Origin of the sequence: Gillisia limnaea DSM 15749 (genome assembly GCF_000243235.1) — a bacterium.
GTDB classification, from domain to species: Bacteria; Bacteroidota; Bacteroidia; order Flavobacteriales; family Flavobacteriaceae; genus Gillisia; species Gillisia limnaea.
The window spans coordinates 3,020,913-3,037,421 of sequence record NZ_JH594606.1; the positions used below are offsets into that span (position 1 = coordinate 3,020,913).

The 16,509-nt window shown below is 37.4% G+C and carries 12 protein-coding genes; 3 read left to right on the forward strand and 9 right to left on the reverse strand.

Annotated elements, in window-relative coordinates; genetic code table 11:
• Positions 1-128 precede the first annotated feature (128 nt).
• The gene (gene acnA, locus GILLI_RS15210) at positions 129-2,852 is read left to right on the forward strand and encodes an aconitate hydratase AcnA (RefSeq protein ID WP_006990011.1); all 2,724 of its coding nucleotides are present in this window, start codon (positions 129-131) and stop codon (positions 2,850-2,852) included.
• Positions 2,853-2,892: 40 nt separating this feature from the next.
• Here acnA and GILLI_RS15215 read toward each other — a convergent pair whose 3' ends face one another.
• From GILLI_RS15215 to GILLI_RS15225, 3 genes are all read right to left on the reverse strand, one after another.
• A complete protein-coding gene (locus GILLI_RS15215) occupies positions 2,893-3,357 on the reverse strand; it encodes a DUF1801 domain-containing protein (protein WP_006990012.1) in 465 nt (154 codons plus the stop codon).
• 246 nt (positions 3,358-3,603) lie between these two features.
• Positions 3,604-5,469 (reverse strand): DUF389 domain-containing protein, encoded by a 1,866-nt coding sequence (locus GILLI_RS15220; RefSeq protein ID WP_006990013.1) that lies wholly within the window; start codon positions 5,467-5,469, stop codon positions 3,604-3,606.
• A gap of 173 nt (positions 5,470-5,642) precedes the next feature.
• Positions 5,643-5,885, reverse strand: coding sequence for a cupin domain-containing protein (locus GILLI_RS15225; RefSeq protein WP_342633069.1), 243 nt, complete (start codon positions 5,883-5,885; stop codon positions 5,643-5,645).
• A gap of 422 nt (positions 5,886-6,307) precedes the next feature.
• Between GILLI_RS15225 and trhA the strand changes: the two genes are divergently transcribed.
• Complete coding sequence (trhA, locus tag GILLI_RS15230; RefSeq protein WP_006990014.1) at positions 6,308-6,967, forward strand: PAQR family membrane homeostasis protein TrhA; 660 nt, start codon at positions 6,308-6,310, stop codon at positions 6,965-6,967.
• A gap of 220 nt (positions 6,968-7,187) precedes the next feature.
• Here trhA and GILLI_RS15235 read toward each other — a convergent pair whose 3' ends face one another.
• Complete coding sequence (locus GILLI_RS15235; RefSeq protein ID WP_006990015.1) at positions 7,188-7,553, reverse strand: arsenate reductase family protein; 366 nt, start codon at positions 7,551-7,553, stop codon at positions 7,188-7,190.
• A gap of 224 nt (positions 7,554-7,777) precedes the next feature.
• The gene (locus tag GILLI_RS15240; RefSeq protein WP_006990016.1) at positions 7,778-8,542 is read right to left on the reverse strand and encodes a hypothetical protein; all 765 of its coding nucleotides are present in this window, start codon (positions 8,540-8,542) and stop codon (positions 7,778-7,780) included.
• Between the two features lie 952 nt (positions 8,543-9,494).
• Between GILLI_RS15240 and serA the strand changes: the two genes are divergently transcribed.
• Positions 9,495-11,387: a phosphoglycerate dehydrogenase gene (serA, locus tag GILLI_RS15245; RefSeq protein WP_006990017.1), complete on the forward strand. Its 1,893-nt coding sequence runs from the start codon at positions 9,495-9,497 to the stop codon at positions 11,385-11,387.
• 165 nt (positions 11,388-11,552) lie between these two features.
• Here the strand turns inward: serA and GILLI_RS15250 are convergent, their stop codons facing one another.
• The 4 genes from GILLI_RS15250 to GILLI_RS15265 form a co-directional block, all read right to left on the reverse strand.
• The gene (locus GILLI_RS15250; RefSeq protein WP_006990018.1) at positions 11,553-12,149 is read right to left on the reverse strand and encodes a hypothetical protein; all 597 of its coding nucleotides are present in this window, start codon (positions 12,147-12,149) and stop codon (positions 11,553-11,555) included.
• 151 nt (positions 12,150-12,300) lie between these two features.
• Positions 12,301-13,212, reverse strand: coding sequence for a M14 family metallopeptidase (locus GILLI_RS15255; RefSeq protein WP_006990019.1), 912 nt, complete (start codon positions 13,210-13,212; stop codon positions 12,301-12,303).
• A 21-nt stretch (positions 13,213-13,233) separates the two neighbouring features.
• Positions 13,234-14,283, reverse strand: a complete 1,050-nt coding sequence (locus GILLI_RS15260) for a glutathione synthetase (RefSeq protein WP_006990020.1) — start codon at positions 14,281-14,283, stop codon at positions 13,234-13,236.
• Positions 14,280-16,142 (reverse strand): peptidase MATCAP family protein, encoded by a 1,863-nt coding sequence (locus tag GILLI_RS15265; RefSeq protein WP_006990021.1) that lies wholly within the window; start codon positions 16,140-16,142, stop codon positions 14,280-14,282. The genes GILLI_RS15260 and GILLI_RS15265 overlap by 4 nt, the downstream gene beginning before the upstream one ends.
• Positions 16,143-16,509 lie beyond the last annotated feature (367 nt).

A 16,509-nucleotide genomic window follows, 5' to 3' on the forward strand; every position in this document is an offset into this window, starting at 1 on the left:
AATTATTCAAGGAAAAATTTCAATTATCAAAAGATTATAACGCGAATACGATACAAACACCAATGAAGATATGCGAATTGCTCCCGATAGCTATCGGGAGACCATTAAAAAACAATAAAAAGCTACATATGAAACAGAAAATAGCATCTCTTAAGAATCTTGAAACCGAAGGAGTTAATGTTCAACGACTTCCATTCTCCATTCGGATATTACTTGAAAACGCATTGAGGAATCATGATGGTTTTGCGATTACAGATGAACATCTGGATACGCTGAAAAATTGGAAAGCGGAAGGGGTAGATAAGGAAATCCCATTTAAACCTTCCCGTATTTTAATGCAGGATTTTACCGGAGTTCCGGCTGTGGTTGATATTACTTCCCTGCGCGGGGAAGTTATCCGTAAAGGCGGTGATGGAAGCAAAATAAACCCGGTAATTCCAGTTGATCTTATTATAGACCATTCTGTCCAGGTGGATTTCTTCGGAACAAATTATTCCAAATCAAAAAATGTAGAAAAGGAATACGAACGGAATTCCGAACGTTATAAACTTCTTAAATGGGGACAATCCGGCCTTAGTAATTTTACAGTCGTTCCTCCGGGGATGGGGATTTGCCATCAGGTAAATCTTGAATATCTTGCTAAAGGAGTTATAGAAAAGGATGGCTGGGCTTTTCCAGATTCTCTTGTTGGCTTAGATTCGCACACTCCCATGGTTAATGGGATTGGTGTTTTAGGTTGGGGTGTTGGAGGAATAGAAGCAGAAGCAGCGATGCTGGGACAACCTGTTTATTTTACCTGTCCTAAAGTTGTAGGCTTAAAATTATCTGGGAAGATCCCGGAAGGTTGTACCGCTACAGATATGGTTCTTACTATTACAGAACTTCTTAGGAAAGTAGGAGTAGTGGGGAAATTCGTGGAGGTTTTTGGCGACGCTCTGGATTTCTTAACGGTTACAGATCGTGCTACCATCGCCAACATGTCTCCTGAATTTGGCTGTACCGTTACTTATTTTCCTATAGATGATCAAACTCTGGATTATATGAAACGTACCAACAGGTCTTCAAATCAAATTGAGCTTGTAAAGGAATATTGTAAAGAAAACCTATTGTGGCGTACCGGAAAGGAACAAATAGAATACAGCGAAATTGTAGATTTGGATCTAAGTACTCTGGAGCCAACCGTTTCTGGGCCTAAACGTCCACAGGATAAGATCCTGGTAAAGGATTTGAACAAAAAATTCTCAGGAATTTTACAAGAAGAATTCTCCCGAAGGTATATTCCATTAGAGGATAGGCAGGAGAATAGATGGTTGGAAGAAGGTGGAAGCGGAACCGAATTCACCTCTTCTGAAGAACATTCCGGAGAAAAGGTGGAGGTCGATAAAGATGGACTAAGATCGGTTAAGGTTAAATTTAAAAATGCCAACTTTAAGCTAAGTGACGGAAGTATTGTTATTGCAGCAATCACCAGTTGTACCAATACCTCCAATCCTACCGTGATGGTGGGAGCAGGTCTGGTTGCCAGAAAAGCACTTCAGCGTGGATTAAGGACTAAATCATGGGTGAAAACCAGCCTGGCTCCCGGTTCAAAAGTTGTAACAAATTATTTGAACAGATCGGGTCTTTCTGAAGATCTTGATGCCCTTCGCTTTCACACCGTTGGCTACGGGTGTACTTCCTGTATTGGCAATAGCGGTCCTTTACCGCCATACATTGCGGAGGCAGTAGATGAAAATGAACTTGTGGTTGCATCGGTGCTTTCCGGAAACCGGAACTTTGAAGCCCGGGTCCATTCCCAGGTAAAGATGAACTTTTTAATGTCTCCAATGCTCGTGGTGGCATATGCGCTAGTAGGAAGGGTAGATATAGATTTGCTAAACGACCCCCTGGGGCATGACCCAAACGGAAAACCGGTTTATTTGAAAGATATCTGGCCATCTCAGGAAGAGATCAATAAAACCATTGATGAGTGTATGAGGATAGAAGATTTCAAAAATGTGTACGATGTGATTTTTGAAGGAGAAGAGGACTGGCAAAAACTGGAAGCACCTACAGGAACCGAATATCGCTGGGAAGATACTTCCACCTATATTAAAGAAGCTCCATTCTTTATCAACCTAAGTGACGATCCCGAAGATCTTAGCGATATCAGGGATGCACGTGTTCTTTTATATTTGGGAGATTCTATTACTACAGATCATATTTCACCCGCAGGAGCTTTCAGTGAAACTTCGGCAGCCGGGAAATACCTTATCAGCAAAGGAGTGGATCCCAAAGATTTTAATTCCTATGGCTCCAGACGTGGAAACCACGAGGTGATGATGCGGGGAACCTTCGCCAATGTTCGTATAAAGAATCAATTAACCGATAAAGAAGGCGGATATTCTGTTCATTTGCCATCCGGGGAACCGGCAAGCGTTTATGAAACAGCGATGAAATATGCAGAAAACAAAACTCCATTAATCGTTATAGCCGGTAAAGAATACGGAAGTGGATCATCTAGGGACTGGGCTGCAAAAGGAACCAGTTTATTGGGAATAAAGGCAGTGATAGCAGAGAGTTTTGAACGTATTCACCGTAGTAACCTGATGCAGATGGGGGTTTTGCCTTTGGAATTTATTTCTGGCCAAAATGCGGTTAAACTTGGTCTTAACGGAAAGGAAAGTTTCACTTTAACAGGTATTAAAGACCAATTGATCCCGGGTAAAATGATACAGGTAATTGCGGTAAAGGAAACCGGAGAAAAAATTGAATTTGAAGTAAAAGCCAGGCTGGATTCAGAAATAGAAATTGCGTATTATCAAAATGGAGGTATCCTGCAATATGTATTGAGAGACTTTCAAAAAAAATAGGTGCGAATTGGTCTTTAGTTTACAATAGGATGGGTTGGAACTATTTGTCCTTTTTTTTGATAGTTTCCTCATAGGTTTGGATCCAATCCTGAGGTGTAATTTTTGAAACCAACTCTGCTATTAGATTATAGGGAATAGCTTCTGTTTTTTTAAAACGGATACAATTTTTCCCTATATCTAATTTTCTTCCTGAAATTTTTTTATAAGCTGAAGTGAACCAATTTAAAAGATTTTTATCTGCATAAATACCCATATGATAAAGCGCCACGAAATTTTTTTGTGAGGCGATATTTATAAAGGGTAATGGTAATTTAGGTGTGCAATGATGTCCCTTTGGGTAGACCGAATGGGGAATAACATATCCTATCATTCCGTAACTCATGGTTTCCTCAAAACCATCCGGTAAATTATCGAGGATTATTTTCCTTAATTTTTGGATTATTGCTTTCCTTTCTTCAGGTAATTCCTGAACATATTCTTCAGGGCTATTTGCTTTTGAAGTCATTTTTTCAGTATAATCCCAGCAGTGGGTTTTAATCCCTCATTGAGTGTTTAATTCCCCGTCCCCGTAGCTAACGGGATGCCCGAAATGAATTTCATTCAGGCGGGCTTGCCCGTACCATTAGGGCGGGCTTGCCCGTACCATTAGGGCGGGCTTACCCCGAGGTTCTCGATTTTCTCCGGCTTTATCGAAATTCTGCATAGTTCTTTTTTTAAGAGAACTTTGGAGCATACTCCCGGGAAATTAATTTTAAAATTCCATCGCCGAAACAACTTCCAGGGTAATAGGTCTTCCTATCCGGTTTTCAATTTCAGCTTTAATTCTTTTCATTTCAATAGATTTGATTGGTTCCGAGCTCACTACCTTCACGGAGACCAATAATTTTTTCCCAAAACGAACTTTCACCTCTTTTAGAACTGCATTCTCAATAAGGGAACCTTCCAGTTGTGATGTAATGCTTGCTTCCTCCTTAATTCGGTTAAACGAGAGAGATAATGGAACCATGACAATGGCAATTATAATAAAGGTATAAGCCAGGCCCATTTTTGCTCTTTTAAAAGGAGCGAAACCTAATAGTAAAAAGGTGATGCCGGCAAACATAATAATTCCGGCAAGATTGGTTAAATATAATAAAAAAGCCCCGGAAAAAACATCCCAGTCCCACCAGCCAATTCCAATTCCTGCAACAGCCAGTGGTGGCACCAAAGCTACTGCAATTGCTACCCCTGCCAGACTTTTAGCTATACCAGATTTGGCATGTGCATAAGCTGCTGCGATCCCGGATGCTACTGCGATTCCCATATCAAGCAAAGTAGGAGAGAGCCTTGCATTGATCTCCGGTGTCAATACCTTTAAAGGGATTATTAAACTCACGCCGGCAGCAAAAATCAGTGAAACAGCCGTCCCTATAAGTATGGTGATGACTCCGGTTTTTAGCATATTTACATCATATCGTACCATGCCCATCGAGAAAGAAACTATGGGCGAAATAATTGGGGCCAGGATCATGGCTCCTATTATTACAGGAGAGGAATTACCAAACAATCCAAAGCTTGCAATTAGGGTAGAAAGTATCATCATTACCACAAAAATGGATGTCGCCTCTGCGTTTTCCCGTAAGACCTTAAAAAGGTCTTCAAACTCTTCGGAGGTGGCCCGCGGTAATAATGGAAGTTTACGTTTTGTAAGCTCCAGCTTCTTTTCTCCGGTAGGTAGTTTGTCGATTCGTAAACTATTTTTACCATTGGCTTCGTCACCATCCGAGGCATAGGCACTTTTTTGCTTGATAAAAAGCGCATCTTTTACCACTTCAAAACTGATGTTTTTAGCCGATTGGATTTTGCCGTCTATAGTATATTCAACTTCTGACTGGTTTTCTATGTTTAAATTTGAGGTTTTTATTTGACCTATAAAGGAAGGTAAATCGCTGAATTTGTTTCTTGGCAAGAGACTTCGGAATAAAAACCAAAATAAATTCAGGATATTCTGTGGTGAAAGGATAACGGCATTAAACTGCCCATCATTAATAGAACTTTCTGAAATAAGCCTTTTTGAAATTATCGAACTCATGGCATGCTCAACAACCACTATCCCAAGGGCAGAAGTGCTGATGATTTTTTCTCCATCGATGCTTAAAACAAAGGGCTTGTGAGATAGAGAGGGTAATTGCCGGATATTCCTTATAAAATGTAAAACTTCTGAAAAAAAATTATTCTTTTTGGTATCCTTTGTGATTGCAAAAACATCCCCAATATTAACCGACTGGAAAACGGGTTGGTCGTTGCAAAAAAGAAGATCAAGCTTATAAGCTTTGTCCGTTTCCAGGATCTCTTTAACCGATTCTTCCAGGTTTTTGGAGATCCCCAAACCCTGGATGGCATATTTAATATCAGGATGAGGTAAGATCCCTACCTCCCATTCATTATTTGCCGCTCTGGGTAAAAATTCTGCAAGAAATTCATCCCCTAAGTAGGTAAGAAAAACAGCATTATCCTGCGGACTAAAATCCGGGATTAAGGGATAAGAAACCAACGTGTAATCCTTGTTTTCAAGCAAGGGAATAATTTTTTCTTTTATCTCCTCAAGATCTGCAGAATTGTGAATAATATATAGCATTTGCCAAATTTCCTGTTAATACCTGCAAGGTATGATTTTAGAACGATGGGTTTAAGCTTTTAACCTTCCCTTGGGATGTCGCTAAATCAGGAATGATACTCTAGTTATTGAGCTGCAAAGCTAAACAGATATTAAACTCATTCCTTTTTATTAGTGTATAGAAATTCTCTTTTTCAGGATTTGTTTGCCACATCCTCAACTCTTCCGGCAGTATCGGCTATCGATAAGGAGAGTCTTACTGTACTATCTTCTATGGCCAGCAGGTCATGCGGCACATTGCCTTCTAATGCTACCAGATCACCTTTATCCAAATTATGTATTAAACCGTTGACGCCAAAAGCAACCTTACCTTCAAAAATTTCTACAACTATGGGGAAAGGGGTTTTATGTTCTTTCATCACCTGATCCTTTTTCATAGCAATTCGTATTTACTTGCTGGTTTCGGTATTTAGCAATACCTGAATAGCAGGTTTATTCTCGTTATATACAAGATCTTTTATTAAAGATGCGGTTTTCATAAGCAATGTTTTTATCCCATAATCGGGTTTAATTTTTCTATGCCCGGACCTTTTGGGCTGGATTTATTCGAAATTCTGAATAGTTCTTCATTTAGCATAGCTGGTTGCTTGCTCTGAGATAAGTAATTTGGTATGAATTTACAAAATAAAAGAAGAATGGCGTTAGTTGGTGCACCCTAAAACGCAACGTATAATTAAAAATTGAGAAAAGGGGAAGTTTTAAAATGGCCTGAAATAAATGGATCATCGTGTAAATTATAGTGTTTTAAACATTCTTTTTCATCTATTGTGCTTATTTTTATAAATAAAAGATTAGCGCAATGGAACTCAGCAAAAAGCCAGAATTTTACCCTCCCCTGGAAGAAAAACTTAATATTTTTTCTCACGGCTTTGGTTTTGCACTAAGCATAATTGGCCTAATACTGCTTATTTTACGAGCAAATGAATTAGGTGAAATTAAACACCTTGTAAGTTTCAGTATTTTTGGGGCGAGTATGGTAATGCTTTACGCGGCTTCTACCTTTTATCACAGCGCCAAATCCCATGTGTTGCGCTACCGGCTTAATATCCTGGACCATGCCGCCATCTATGTCCTGATAGCAGGCACCTATACTCCTTTTGCGATGGTAACCCTTGAAGGAACTATTGGCTGGATAATTTTTGGAGTGATATGGGCAATGGCACTTTGCGGAGTAATTTTAAAACTTTTCTTTACGGGAAGATATCAAACCCTCTCTACTATTATGTATGTTATTATGGGGTGGGTGGTAGTTTTTGCAATAAAACCCTTGTTGGAAAACTTACCGGATACAGGACTTTTGTGGCTTCTCTCCGGTGGAATTTCATATACCCTGGGAGCGTTGATTTTTAGTTTGAACAGAATAAAATTTAATCATGCGATTTTTCACCTGTTTGTATTATTTGGAAGTTTCTCTCATTTTATCTCTATTTATTACTATGTGCTTCCGGGGAATGATTAAATAATTGAAACTAAAATTTCCAGGAAGAATGGCCTCTGCAAAAATACCAGAATTACAAAAAAAAAGTAAAGGTTCAAAATACTTCCCCTCTTATAAATTAGATTTTTAGTAATGATTAAAATCTGCACAATGGAGAAAATGAAACTTCAAACAGGCGCTATATTCCGAAACGAATGAATTGAATTTAACTATTTCATTAAAATTTTTAACTGAAATGGTTTTATACTTTAAGAATATCAGTTGGGGTATGAACAAGAACGGTATTATCTCCCCGAAGCGCTATAGGATGCCTAATAATTTCAGGATTGGATCGTATCATTTTTATCCAGTCGTCTGTTGAAAAATTATGTGCCTTAAATTTCAATTTATAGGAATCATTTTCCTGATCTACCAGGTCCTTGATTTCCATATTTAACCGGCTGGATAATTCTGCTAATTGAGTCCCGGTAAAAGGAGTTTTTAAAATGTCTATTTCCAGAATTGCCATTCCTTCCGCCTTGGCAAAAGCCAAGGTTTTTTCGGCAATAATCGATTCCGGATTATAATATATGGTTATTTGTCTTTCGGATGTAGCTATTTCTCCCATCTATAATTTTAGGATAAAGTTACCATATTTTTTCACTAAATTTCTTGGTAGATATTAAAATTGCTTCAAGTTTTTTGGAATTTCCCCTAGGTTATTTTAACAACACCTCATCGTTCCTCGGCGAATAAAATAATTTAACAAGATGCAATTTTATTATTTAATGTTATGAGGTATAGAATAAAAATGGAATCCTTAAGAAAGGGGTTATTGAAGGCAAAAAAAACCTAATTCCGTAATGTATAGGAAAGATCTGGGCGTATATACCCTCTTATAATCTCTATGTCGGAAATTGTTTCTTCCAGTTCGCGATAAAGTTCGGCGCCTTCCTCCCCAAGGAGCAGCCTGTTATCTACAATCATACGCTCATAATCTTCGGGGCTTTCGGCCGCAGCGGCTATCATAAAATAGGTTCCCATAGTGCCAAAACCACTGCGATATAATCTATAATTAAGGTTTGAATCGTTTTTGGTGTATAATTCCTTAAATTTTCTTGCCAGTTCTTCAGCCTTCTTAGCGTTATCCGGTGTGAAATAATAAATGGTATTATTTCTAAAATTTTTACCAACCGGAGTTACGTTGACACCATCCGGTTGATAGGATAAATTTTTATCAAGAACGATCACATAATCCCCGTGCGCCTCGTAACAATCATTGTACTTATCAAAGATTTTAGAAGTTTCTCGTTGTCCCATCTTTTCAGAAAGGCTGGCAAAAGGATTTTCATCAAAAGCAGCCATATTTTCAATAGGTGAGATATAAAAATAACGGTAATCAGAAGAAACCATTGTAAACCAGTTGATATCGGTGATTTCATGTTGCCTGAGAGCCGCTATGAGTTCCTTGTCCACGCTTTCTTGCTTATTAGCCATGGCAGGTTTGGTTCTGTCTTCATGGATCCAGTACATTTGTGAGTCGTTCTCCTGCCCATGAACTATAAATGATTGCATAAGGAATACAAAAAGAATTCCCAGGATTTTAATTGTATTCATAACGTTGTTTTTAAATTGTTTTTGAATTCTATACCTTTTTTATCAGGTTCAATTTTCGTTATTTTTACCTCAAACCTGATCTTGTAAGAAAAAGGAAAACCTTAAAATCAAATCCACTTGGAGTTTTATTTATTTGGTGATCAAATTAATATTTAAGGTTTAAATTGATATCCTTTATCTAAGCCGGGGAGGGGATTTTGTTTTTAAAATGATAATTTCCAGGTACGAAATGAATTGGAGGTAAAAGATTGCTTTTATAGCAAGACATTTAAAGATACGGAAATATCTTTTTTTATAGAAATCAATTCTCAAAAGACAAGTGTTTTAGAATCTTAAATAAATGGGGGTTTAACCAATATTTTAGCGTGATGAGACACCATAAAATCATACTTTAGAATGAGCGTATGAAAAGATGTAACTGACCAATGTTGGCTGTTTCCGGAATAACATAAGTCAAATGTAAACCAATTTTTTTAGAGAAAGAAATGGATATTTTGTGTGTTGAGGGGGGTAAATAAAATTAATAAATACAAGGATAAAATAGGGGAAAACCCCCAGTTTTTTTAAAATAGCCAGGTTCAAAAAATGAGATTTCGAAGTTTTTCTATTTTAGTAGATCGGATTGAAAGTTATCGTAACGAATATTTTAGAATTTGACAGGAGTTTAATCCACCAGGGTTTTATTCTCTGATGGCCCACTGTGCTTTCGGGCGGGAATTCACGCAAATTCCTGATATTTTTCCGTTGATTTGGCTCGTGAGCTTGAAAGGAGTTGCTTGATTTATGTTTTATATGTAATAAAAGCTATCATGAATTTATAAAAACTCAGTTTTTGTTACTAATAGGTCTATTAATTTATGAAACCAATACCTCCAATAAGTTTAGCTATTAGCATACTGTTTTGTATTTCAAAAATCTTAATTTTGAATCCCATCTTTATTTAATAAAAAATATGCAACCCAAAAAAAGTTATGTAATAGATTTTGACAGTACGTTCACTCAGGTTGAAGCCCTGGATGTATTAGGAGAGATCTCCCTTGCAAATGAAGCAGATAAAGAATTAAAATTGGCAAAGCTGGAAGCATTGACCAATCAAGGGATGGCTGGCGAATTATCATTGAGAGAATCCCTGATCCAGCGCCTGGAATTATTAAATGCTGAAGAAAAACATCTACCTCTACTGGTAGAAATTCTAAAAAGGAAAATATCTACATCTTTTGTTAGAAATAAAGCCTTTTTTCACGAATTCCGTGAGGATATCTATATCATTTCAAATGGTTTTAAAGAGTTTATAGTTCCAATTGTGATGGAGCTGGGGATCAAAGAGGAAAATGTGTTTGCAAATTCTTTTGAATTTGATACAGCAGGGAAAATCGTAGGTTTTGACAAGGAAAATGTGCTTTCATCAAATAATGGAAAAGTTGCCACCCTAAAATCCCTGGATCTAAAAGGGGATGTATACATGATTGGTGATGGTTATACAGATTATGAAGTACGGGCCGCGGGGCTCGCTAATAAATTTTATGCCTTTACCGAAAATGTGGAGCGTGGTAATGTTTTGGAGAAAGCAGATCATATCACGCCCAGTATGGATGAATTTTTATACCTGTTTAATATGAATAAAGCTATTTCTTACCCTAAAAACCGAATCAAAGTACTTCTGCTTGAAAATGTTCATCCGGATGCGCTGGGCATTCTAAAACAGGAGGGCTATAATGTTTCCACCTATTCTGGGGCGATGGATGAAGATGAGCTTGCTGAAAAAATAAAGGATGTTTCTGTTCTTGGGATCCGTTCAAAAACGCAGCTCACCAAAAAAGTATTGGACAATGCGCCAAGGCTTATCGCTGTAGGAGCTTTTTGTATAGGGACCAATCAAATTGACCTTGAAGAATGCCTTAAAAAGGGAGTGGCGGTATTTAACGCCCCGTATAGCAATACGCGCTCTGTAGTAGAATTGGTGATTGGGGAAATCATTCTTCTTACCAGAAATTTACCCGATAAAATGATGAAAATGCATCAGGGGAATTGGGATAAATCGGCTAATAACAGCCATGAGATCCGCGGAAGAAAAATAGGGATCATAGGTTATGGTAATATTGGTTCTCAATTATCTGTAGTAGCCGAGGCTATAGGATTTGATGTATATTATTATGACGTAGCAGAGAAGCTTGCATTAGGAAATGCCACCAAATGCAACAGTTTGAAAGAGCTTTTGGAAAAAGTAAATATTGTAAGCCTACACGTAGATGGAAGAAAGGATAATAAGAATTTTATAGGCGAAAAAGAATTTGACCAAATGAAAGACGGAGTGATCTTTCTAAATTTGAGCCGGGGGCACGTTGTTTACATCGATGCGCTGGTAAAGAATATTTCTTCCGGAAAAGTGATAGGTGCAGGAATAGATGTTTTTCCTGAAGAACCAAAAACCAATAAGGAAACTTTTGAATCTTCACTTCGTAATTTACCCAATGTGATTTTAACTCCGCATATAGGTGGTAGCACAGAAGAAGCGCAGGAAAATATCGGGAATTTTGTTCCCGGAAAGATAATGGAATATATAAATACAGGAAGTACTACCAACAGTGTGAATTTCCCGAACCTGCAACTTCCTATACTCGAAAATGCCCATAGACTGATCCATATTCACCTTAATAAACCGGGCATCATTGCAAAGATAAATAAAATCCTGGCCTCCCACGATATCAATATTGTTGGTCAACACTTAAAAACCAATGAAACAATCGGTTATGTAATAACAGATATCGATAAAGTATATGGTGCTGAAGTGATAAGGGAATTAAAGGATATTGAGCATACAATTCGTTTCAGAGTGCTTTATTAGATTAAATTTTAAAGCCCGGGTTTCAGAATCAAAAATAGGAGCAAGGAGTGAGCTTTAGCAAAATTAAAGAACCGGACTTCTACTTGCTGAATTTCAGAAAATAGAAGTCCATTTAAATTAACTTTGCTATAAGTATTGTCTTTTCAGAAATACGATTTCCATAATTTATTTATTCTCAGGAGTAATCATAATATGAGCACGGTGAGTTCCGGGATCCATAAGCCAGGGCATTCCCGGAACTTCTGGTTTTGAAGGCAGTCCGGTAGATTCTGTGGTAGCATACGGCATATAGATTACATATCTAAATTTCCCGTCTATTAGGTCTCCTGTGGTTTGGTCGTAATTCTCTTCGCTTCCACTTAAAATGTAGACCATACTCGGGGTATCAGTTAATTGCAGAATTCCGGATTCTGCCTCTTGCTTGCGAATCTCCCTTTTTTCCATTTCCGATTTTCCTTCAGCGGTTAGTGCTCTTCCGCGTGCCATAAAAGGTTCCAGTTTTTTATTGTAACAGGAAACATTGACCCCTTCTCTATTTGGATCGTCGGCAATGCAAACTAAATTGTTGGTACCTTCCTGAAGTACCTGCATTTGTCCTTTTGAATTATATCCATAAACCATGGCCTCACTGCGCTTATCGGCAGGAGCAGCAAGTAATGCTGTTTTTATCTGAATTTCTGGTGGCGGGATCTCAATGTTTGTATCCTGTGCCATTCCGGTAGCTGCAGCTATTATAAAGCCAAATAGAAAGTAATATTTCATAATCCTGGAATTTAAATCAGATCTGTTTTCTATTAGATCTTTCAGTGTTTCTATAAATATAAGAATTGTGTTTGGTTTTTGAGTTGTTAGCTTCAAAAAATGGAATAAATGATTCTGAAGAATTTAACATTCTATACTAATGTTTTACCGTTTAAACTTCCTTCACCACAAAAAAACCGTCATTTCCCTGAGATTGGTATAGTGGCATAAAGATATATGCATCCCATTCGCTCCTTACTTCCTTTCCGTTTTTTATGGCAAGAAATTCTCCTTTAGTTATTTTCTGAAAATTTTCAAAACCAGGTTGCATTTTAAATGTATTTCCATCCTCCAGTCCGTACCTGTGAATTATTTCAAATGTTTTTTGAGTTGGCGCATTCTTCTTCGCAAAATTATCAACACAATCAGGATAGCACGAGATTTTAGTTAGATCTAAATCACAAGCTTCTTTTAAGGCAAGCCATATTAAACCTTCATGATTTTCTACAGAGGTTTTATGAGTGTGTTGCCCTGCTTCAAATGTAAAACCGGTAAGGCCTGTTCTGCTTAAATAATGGTCAATGGCACCATAAACTATATCGCTGAATCCTCTCACAATGTAAGTAGGGAAATTATGGGCCCAGGCATCATTGTCATTAACCACCTGAACAGAAATATAAGGAAGGCTGTTTGAAGAGGTAGTATGGCAATCGAGAAAATATCTTTTAGTAAAATTCTTTTCAGGATGCTGTTCCAAGAGGGCTATGATCTCAAACATTTCCCGCTGCTCATGTGATTCCTTTATTTTATTTTTTATGCTTTCTTCTTTCCAGGTCCGGTTAAGATCTTCATCAATATAGCGCTGGTTTGTTTCCAGAGCTTTTTTATTGCCGGCCACACCAAGGATAGTTCCTTTAATTTGAGGTTTAACCGCTTTAAGTTCAGCAAAAACCCTTTCCAGTGCCTGCACTCCGCTGGGTTCATTCCCGTGGACCCCGGCTGTTATAAAGAGCAAAGGGCCATTTTTGCCACTGCTGTATTTTCCAATGATCCTAGCAGGATCGTCCATTTTTTCGTTCCCCATAATATCTTTTTCTGAATCACATTAATCCATCGTTGCCAATTCCCTGTTGGAAATTTTATTTCCATAGTGTTTTTTGTACTCCAGTTTTCTCTCAATGGCTTTTACCACCACATCCGAAAAATCTGATAATCCTACGTCGGGAAAGCGATCCATTCCACCCGGACTTAACACGTTGATCTCGATTAATTTATCTTTTACGATATCAAGCCCCACGAAAAACAATCCGTCCCTTATAAGTTTTGGAGCTACCACCTCAACAATCTTTTTCATGTCATCTGTCAATGGGCTAATTTCTGTAGTTGCTCCCTGGGAAATATTGCTTCTAAATTCCCCTTCACTGCTTATTCTTCTAATAACTCCAATCTTCCCATCTTTTTCCATTACTTTTCCATTCATAAGCAATACCCTAACATCTCCATCTTTAACCCCGGGTAAGAATTCCTGAGCAATAATATAACCTTCGCCAGAAAGGGTTTCAATGATCTGGTTCAGATTTTTTTCATTTTTATCTATTAAATATACCCCTCTCCCTCCCGATCCTTCAAGAGGTTTAAGAACCATTTTCTTTTTATGATCTTCAAAGAATTTCAGAATATCTTCTTTATTTCTGGTTATAAGCGACGCGGGTTTAATACTTGCAGGTAATTCTTCAAAATATAATTTATCTATAAAAGCGTTGGATAATCCAAATGCGTCATTAAGGACCAGTACTCCTTCTTGTTGAACCATTCGCCCAAATGCAACTCCGGAATGTTCTGCCCATTCCCGCCCAGATTCTTCTTCGGTGGGATTATTACGTATAAAAAGCACATCCAGATCTTTTGTATTAATTTTTTCCTGCTTTGCCTTATCGCCTTGTAATATTTCGATAAAATCCTGTGCTGTTTTAGGTTCGGCATTTTTAGGTAAACTCGTCACGATAACAGATAATTCCTGCTTGTTGGTGTAATTAAAATCTCCCACTCCCATTACAAAAACCTGATGCTTCCGCTTTCGCGCTTCATGCATTATATAAGCAGTAGTACCGCATTTCTCGGTTTCAACACTGTTTACAACAAAACATATTTTCATGTGCTTATCATTTTGGATAGAGGTAATCCCTCTCTGATTAAATTTAATTTCTCTGTTACATTTTCGGTTAATAAGTAGCTGGGACGTAACACTCCCGGTTTTAGAATTCCTCTGTCTGTTAATTCTTTTATTATGCTGATATGCTTTATTCCAAATTTTCCTGCTAAAAGGGGTTCATATTCGCCACCCTCCTGTAAATATTTTCGTAATTCTACCAATCCCTTTAAATAAATAATGTCTTTTAAAAATCCACCTCCCTGCATAATTCTCGACGTAATGTTAAAAGACCGTATTGGGGTAAAACCATATTCATTTTTCAGCAGGTTAAAAATCCCTCTAAAATCTGCACCATCCATTAAAGCATTTCCTGCTATTACCCGGCCTGCGAGGGTTCGTAACCGGTTTGGTGATAAACCATCTACCAAATATTCAGACATTACAGCTAATCCTTCCTGTAGCGGATCGTAATCTGCCAGACCTATACATAATTGCTGTAAAGGTTGACGGCTTCCATTATGATAGGTTAATACGTGTGTTCCCACTTCGTGCTGAATCAAGGCTTGAGCCTCTTTCTCATTCATCTTATAATCTTCAGGAATATAGAGTTCCCCCTGGGAAACCATCATAATATTTACATCTTTCCGGATGTGTACTTTGCATTTAAAATTATCATCCTGCTGTGAAAAATAGTCAAACTCTTTTCTTGCAAGGCTGCTAAAACCTTTAGAATCTATAATATCCAGGGATTTGGTTTCGGTTACCTCTTCCACCTCATTTAACAGGTTTTTAGCTTCACTAAATAAAATTTTATCTACCCCTTTGTACAGGCGAATACTGTTATAAAAGAAATTACGGGTGCCGCGCTCGTTGAGCATGGTTATTTGCTGATCGAGCTCTTCCCGTTTTTCCCGAAATAAATAAGACATGGCAGGATCATCAATCTCTTCTATTTTTAAATTGAAAAGATCTCTTTTTAGAACATCCGGATCAATAGGTAAGATCCGGTAATGGTAATCCAGAATTTTTTCATACTTACTTTCAAAAAAGGTCTTTTTGATATTGTATATATTAGAAGGGGATACCAACCACAAAAATTGGTAACTAGTTTCTATTTGAGCTAACTTTTTATCTATTTCAAAAACTTTCTCTTTGAGATATTTGGGCCCCAGAGAATTGTAACTTGCCGCTACAAACGAGGTTTGTACCCTTACATAATCATAGATAAATTTCTTGATTGCAGCAATCACAAAATCCCTGAAATTTCTAAAAAAAACAGGATATAACTCGCCTTTTTCATTTCTGAACACCGGAGGTATTTCCAGGCTTACAATTAAAGCTCCGCAAAGTTTCGCTTTTTCCAGGTCCATTACTGGTGGTGAATTCTCTGCATGCCTGTGAGGGGTGTCTTTAATTTTTGCCTGTAAATACAAACCTGAAAATTTTGTATTTATCTCCTCCAACTCCTTTTTTAAAATTTCCAGGGTAGAGGAAAGCTTTTTTTCAGGCCCTTTTATTTGGAATACATTGCTTCCAGGTTCACCGGAGTAAACTTCTAAGAGCATATATGTTGTGAAGATGGGAGAAAGTTTATTGCTTAATTCATAAACAAGTTTTTTATACCCTTCAAATTCTTCATCTCCAATAATAAGGTAACTTGCTTTACTGTGAACAATTCTGGAGGTGCCTTTATCATTTTTCTTTTTCCTATATAGTACCAGGTAAGGCACTTCTTTTTCAATATGTAATTTCCCACCGCCGGGTAAATTCGCATTTAATTCATCAACATCTTCCAGATTTGTTAAAATTTGCTTAATCGATTTATCAGAAATTCTTGAAATCTCAAGCATCGGGGTTGCCATTTTAGTTAAAATTTTAAAATGTGATTTATTAGTATCTAATTATGACTTTGAACAGAGTGTCTTCGGGTTAAAACGCCCTCTTTTAAATAATGAAATTTAGAACATTTATGAAGCTTAAAATTGAAGATGATCTACTTTGGGTTTTATTTATGAAAGCGGAGTAGTCTTTTAAATTTCTTTAAGGAATTGGTAAGAGTTGGAAATTAGAATATCGAAACCCGTGTAGCTGCTGAATGGTGCGTATTAGAATAAACTGGGACCTATCATTGAAGCCTTTTTTTAGATCTCTACTTCAACAATTTAATTGTAGAATCAGTTTAAATTGGAAGCCAGGTTATAGTACACAGCCCTTATTTATAATTTTTAT

Excerpts from the sequence above, each read along its gene's own strand:
- acnA (WP_006990011.1), top strand. The coding sequence starts at position 129 with ATGAAACAGAAAATAGCATCTCTTAAGAATCTTGAAACCGAAGGAGTT.
- GILLI_RS15215 (WP_006990012.1), bottom strand. The coding sequence starts at position 3,357 with ATGACTTCAAAAGCAAATAGCCCTGAAGAATATGTTCAGGAATTACCT.
- GILLI_RS15220 (WP_006990013.1), bottom strand. The coding sequence starts at position 5,469 with ATGCTATATATTATTCACAATTCTGCAGATCTTGAGGAGATAAAAGAA.
- GILLI_RS15225 (WP_342633069.1), bottom strand. The coding sequence starts at position 5,885 with ATGAAAAAGGATCAGGTGATGAAAGAACATAAAACCCCTTTCCCCATA.
- trhA (WP_006990014.1), top strand. The coding sequence starts at position 6,308 with ATGGAACTCAGCAAAAAGCCAGAATTTTACCCTCCCCTGGAAGAAAAA.
- GILLI_RS15235 (WP_006990015.1), bottom strand. The coding sequence starts at position 7,553 with ATGGGAGAAATAGCTACATCCGAAAGACAAATAACCATATATTATAAT.
- GILLI_RS15240 (WP_006990016.1), bottom strand. The coding sequence starts at position 8,542 with ATGAATACAATTAAAATCCTGGGAATTCTTTTTGTATTCCTTATGCAA.
- serA (WP_006990017.1), top strand. The coding sequence starts at position 9,495 with ATGCAACCCAAAAAAAGTTATGTAATAGATTTTGACAGTACGTTCACT.
- GILLI_RS15250 (WP_006990018.1), bottom strand. The coding sequence starts at position 12,149 with ATGAAATATTACTTTCTATTTGGCTTTATAATAGCTGCAGCTACCGGA.
- GILLI_RS15255 (WP_006990019.1), bottom strand. The coding sequence starts at position 13,212 with ATGGGGAACGAAAAAATGGACGATCCTGCTAGGATCATTGGAAAATAC.
- GILLI_RS15260 (WP_006990020.1), bottom strand. The coding sequence starts at position 14,283 with ATGAAAATATGTTTTGTTGTAAACAGTGTTGAAACCGAGAAATGCGGT.
- GILLI_RS15265 (WP_006990021.1), bottom strand. The coding sequence starts at position 16,142 with ATGGCAACCCCGATGCTTGAGATTTCAAGAATTTCTGATAAATCGATT.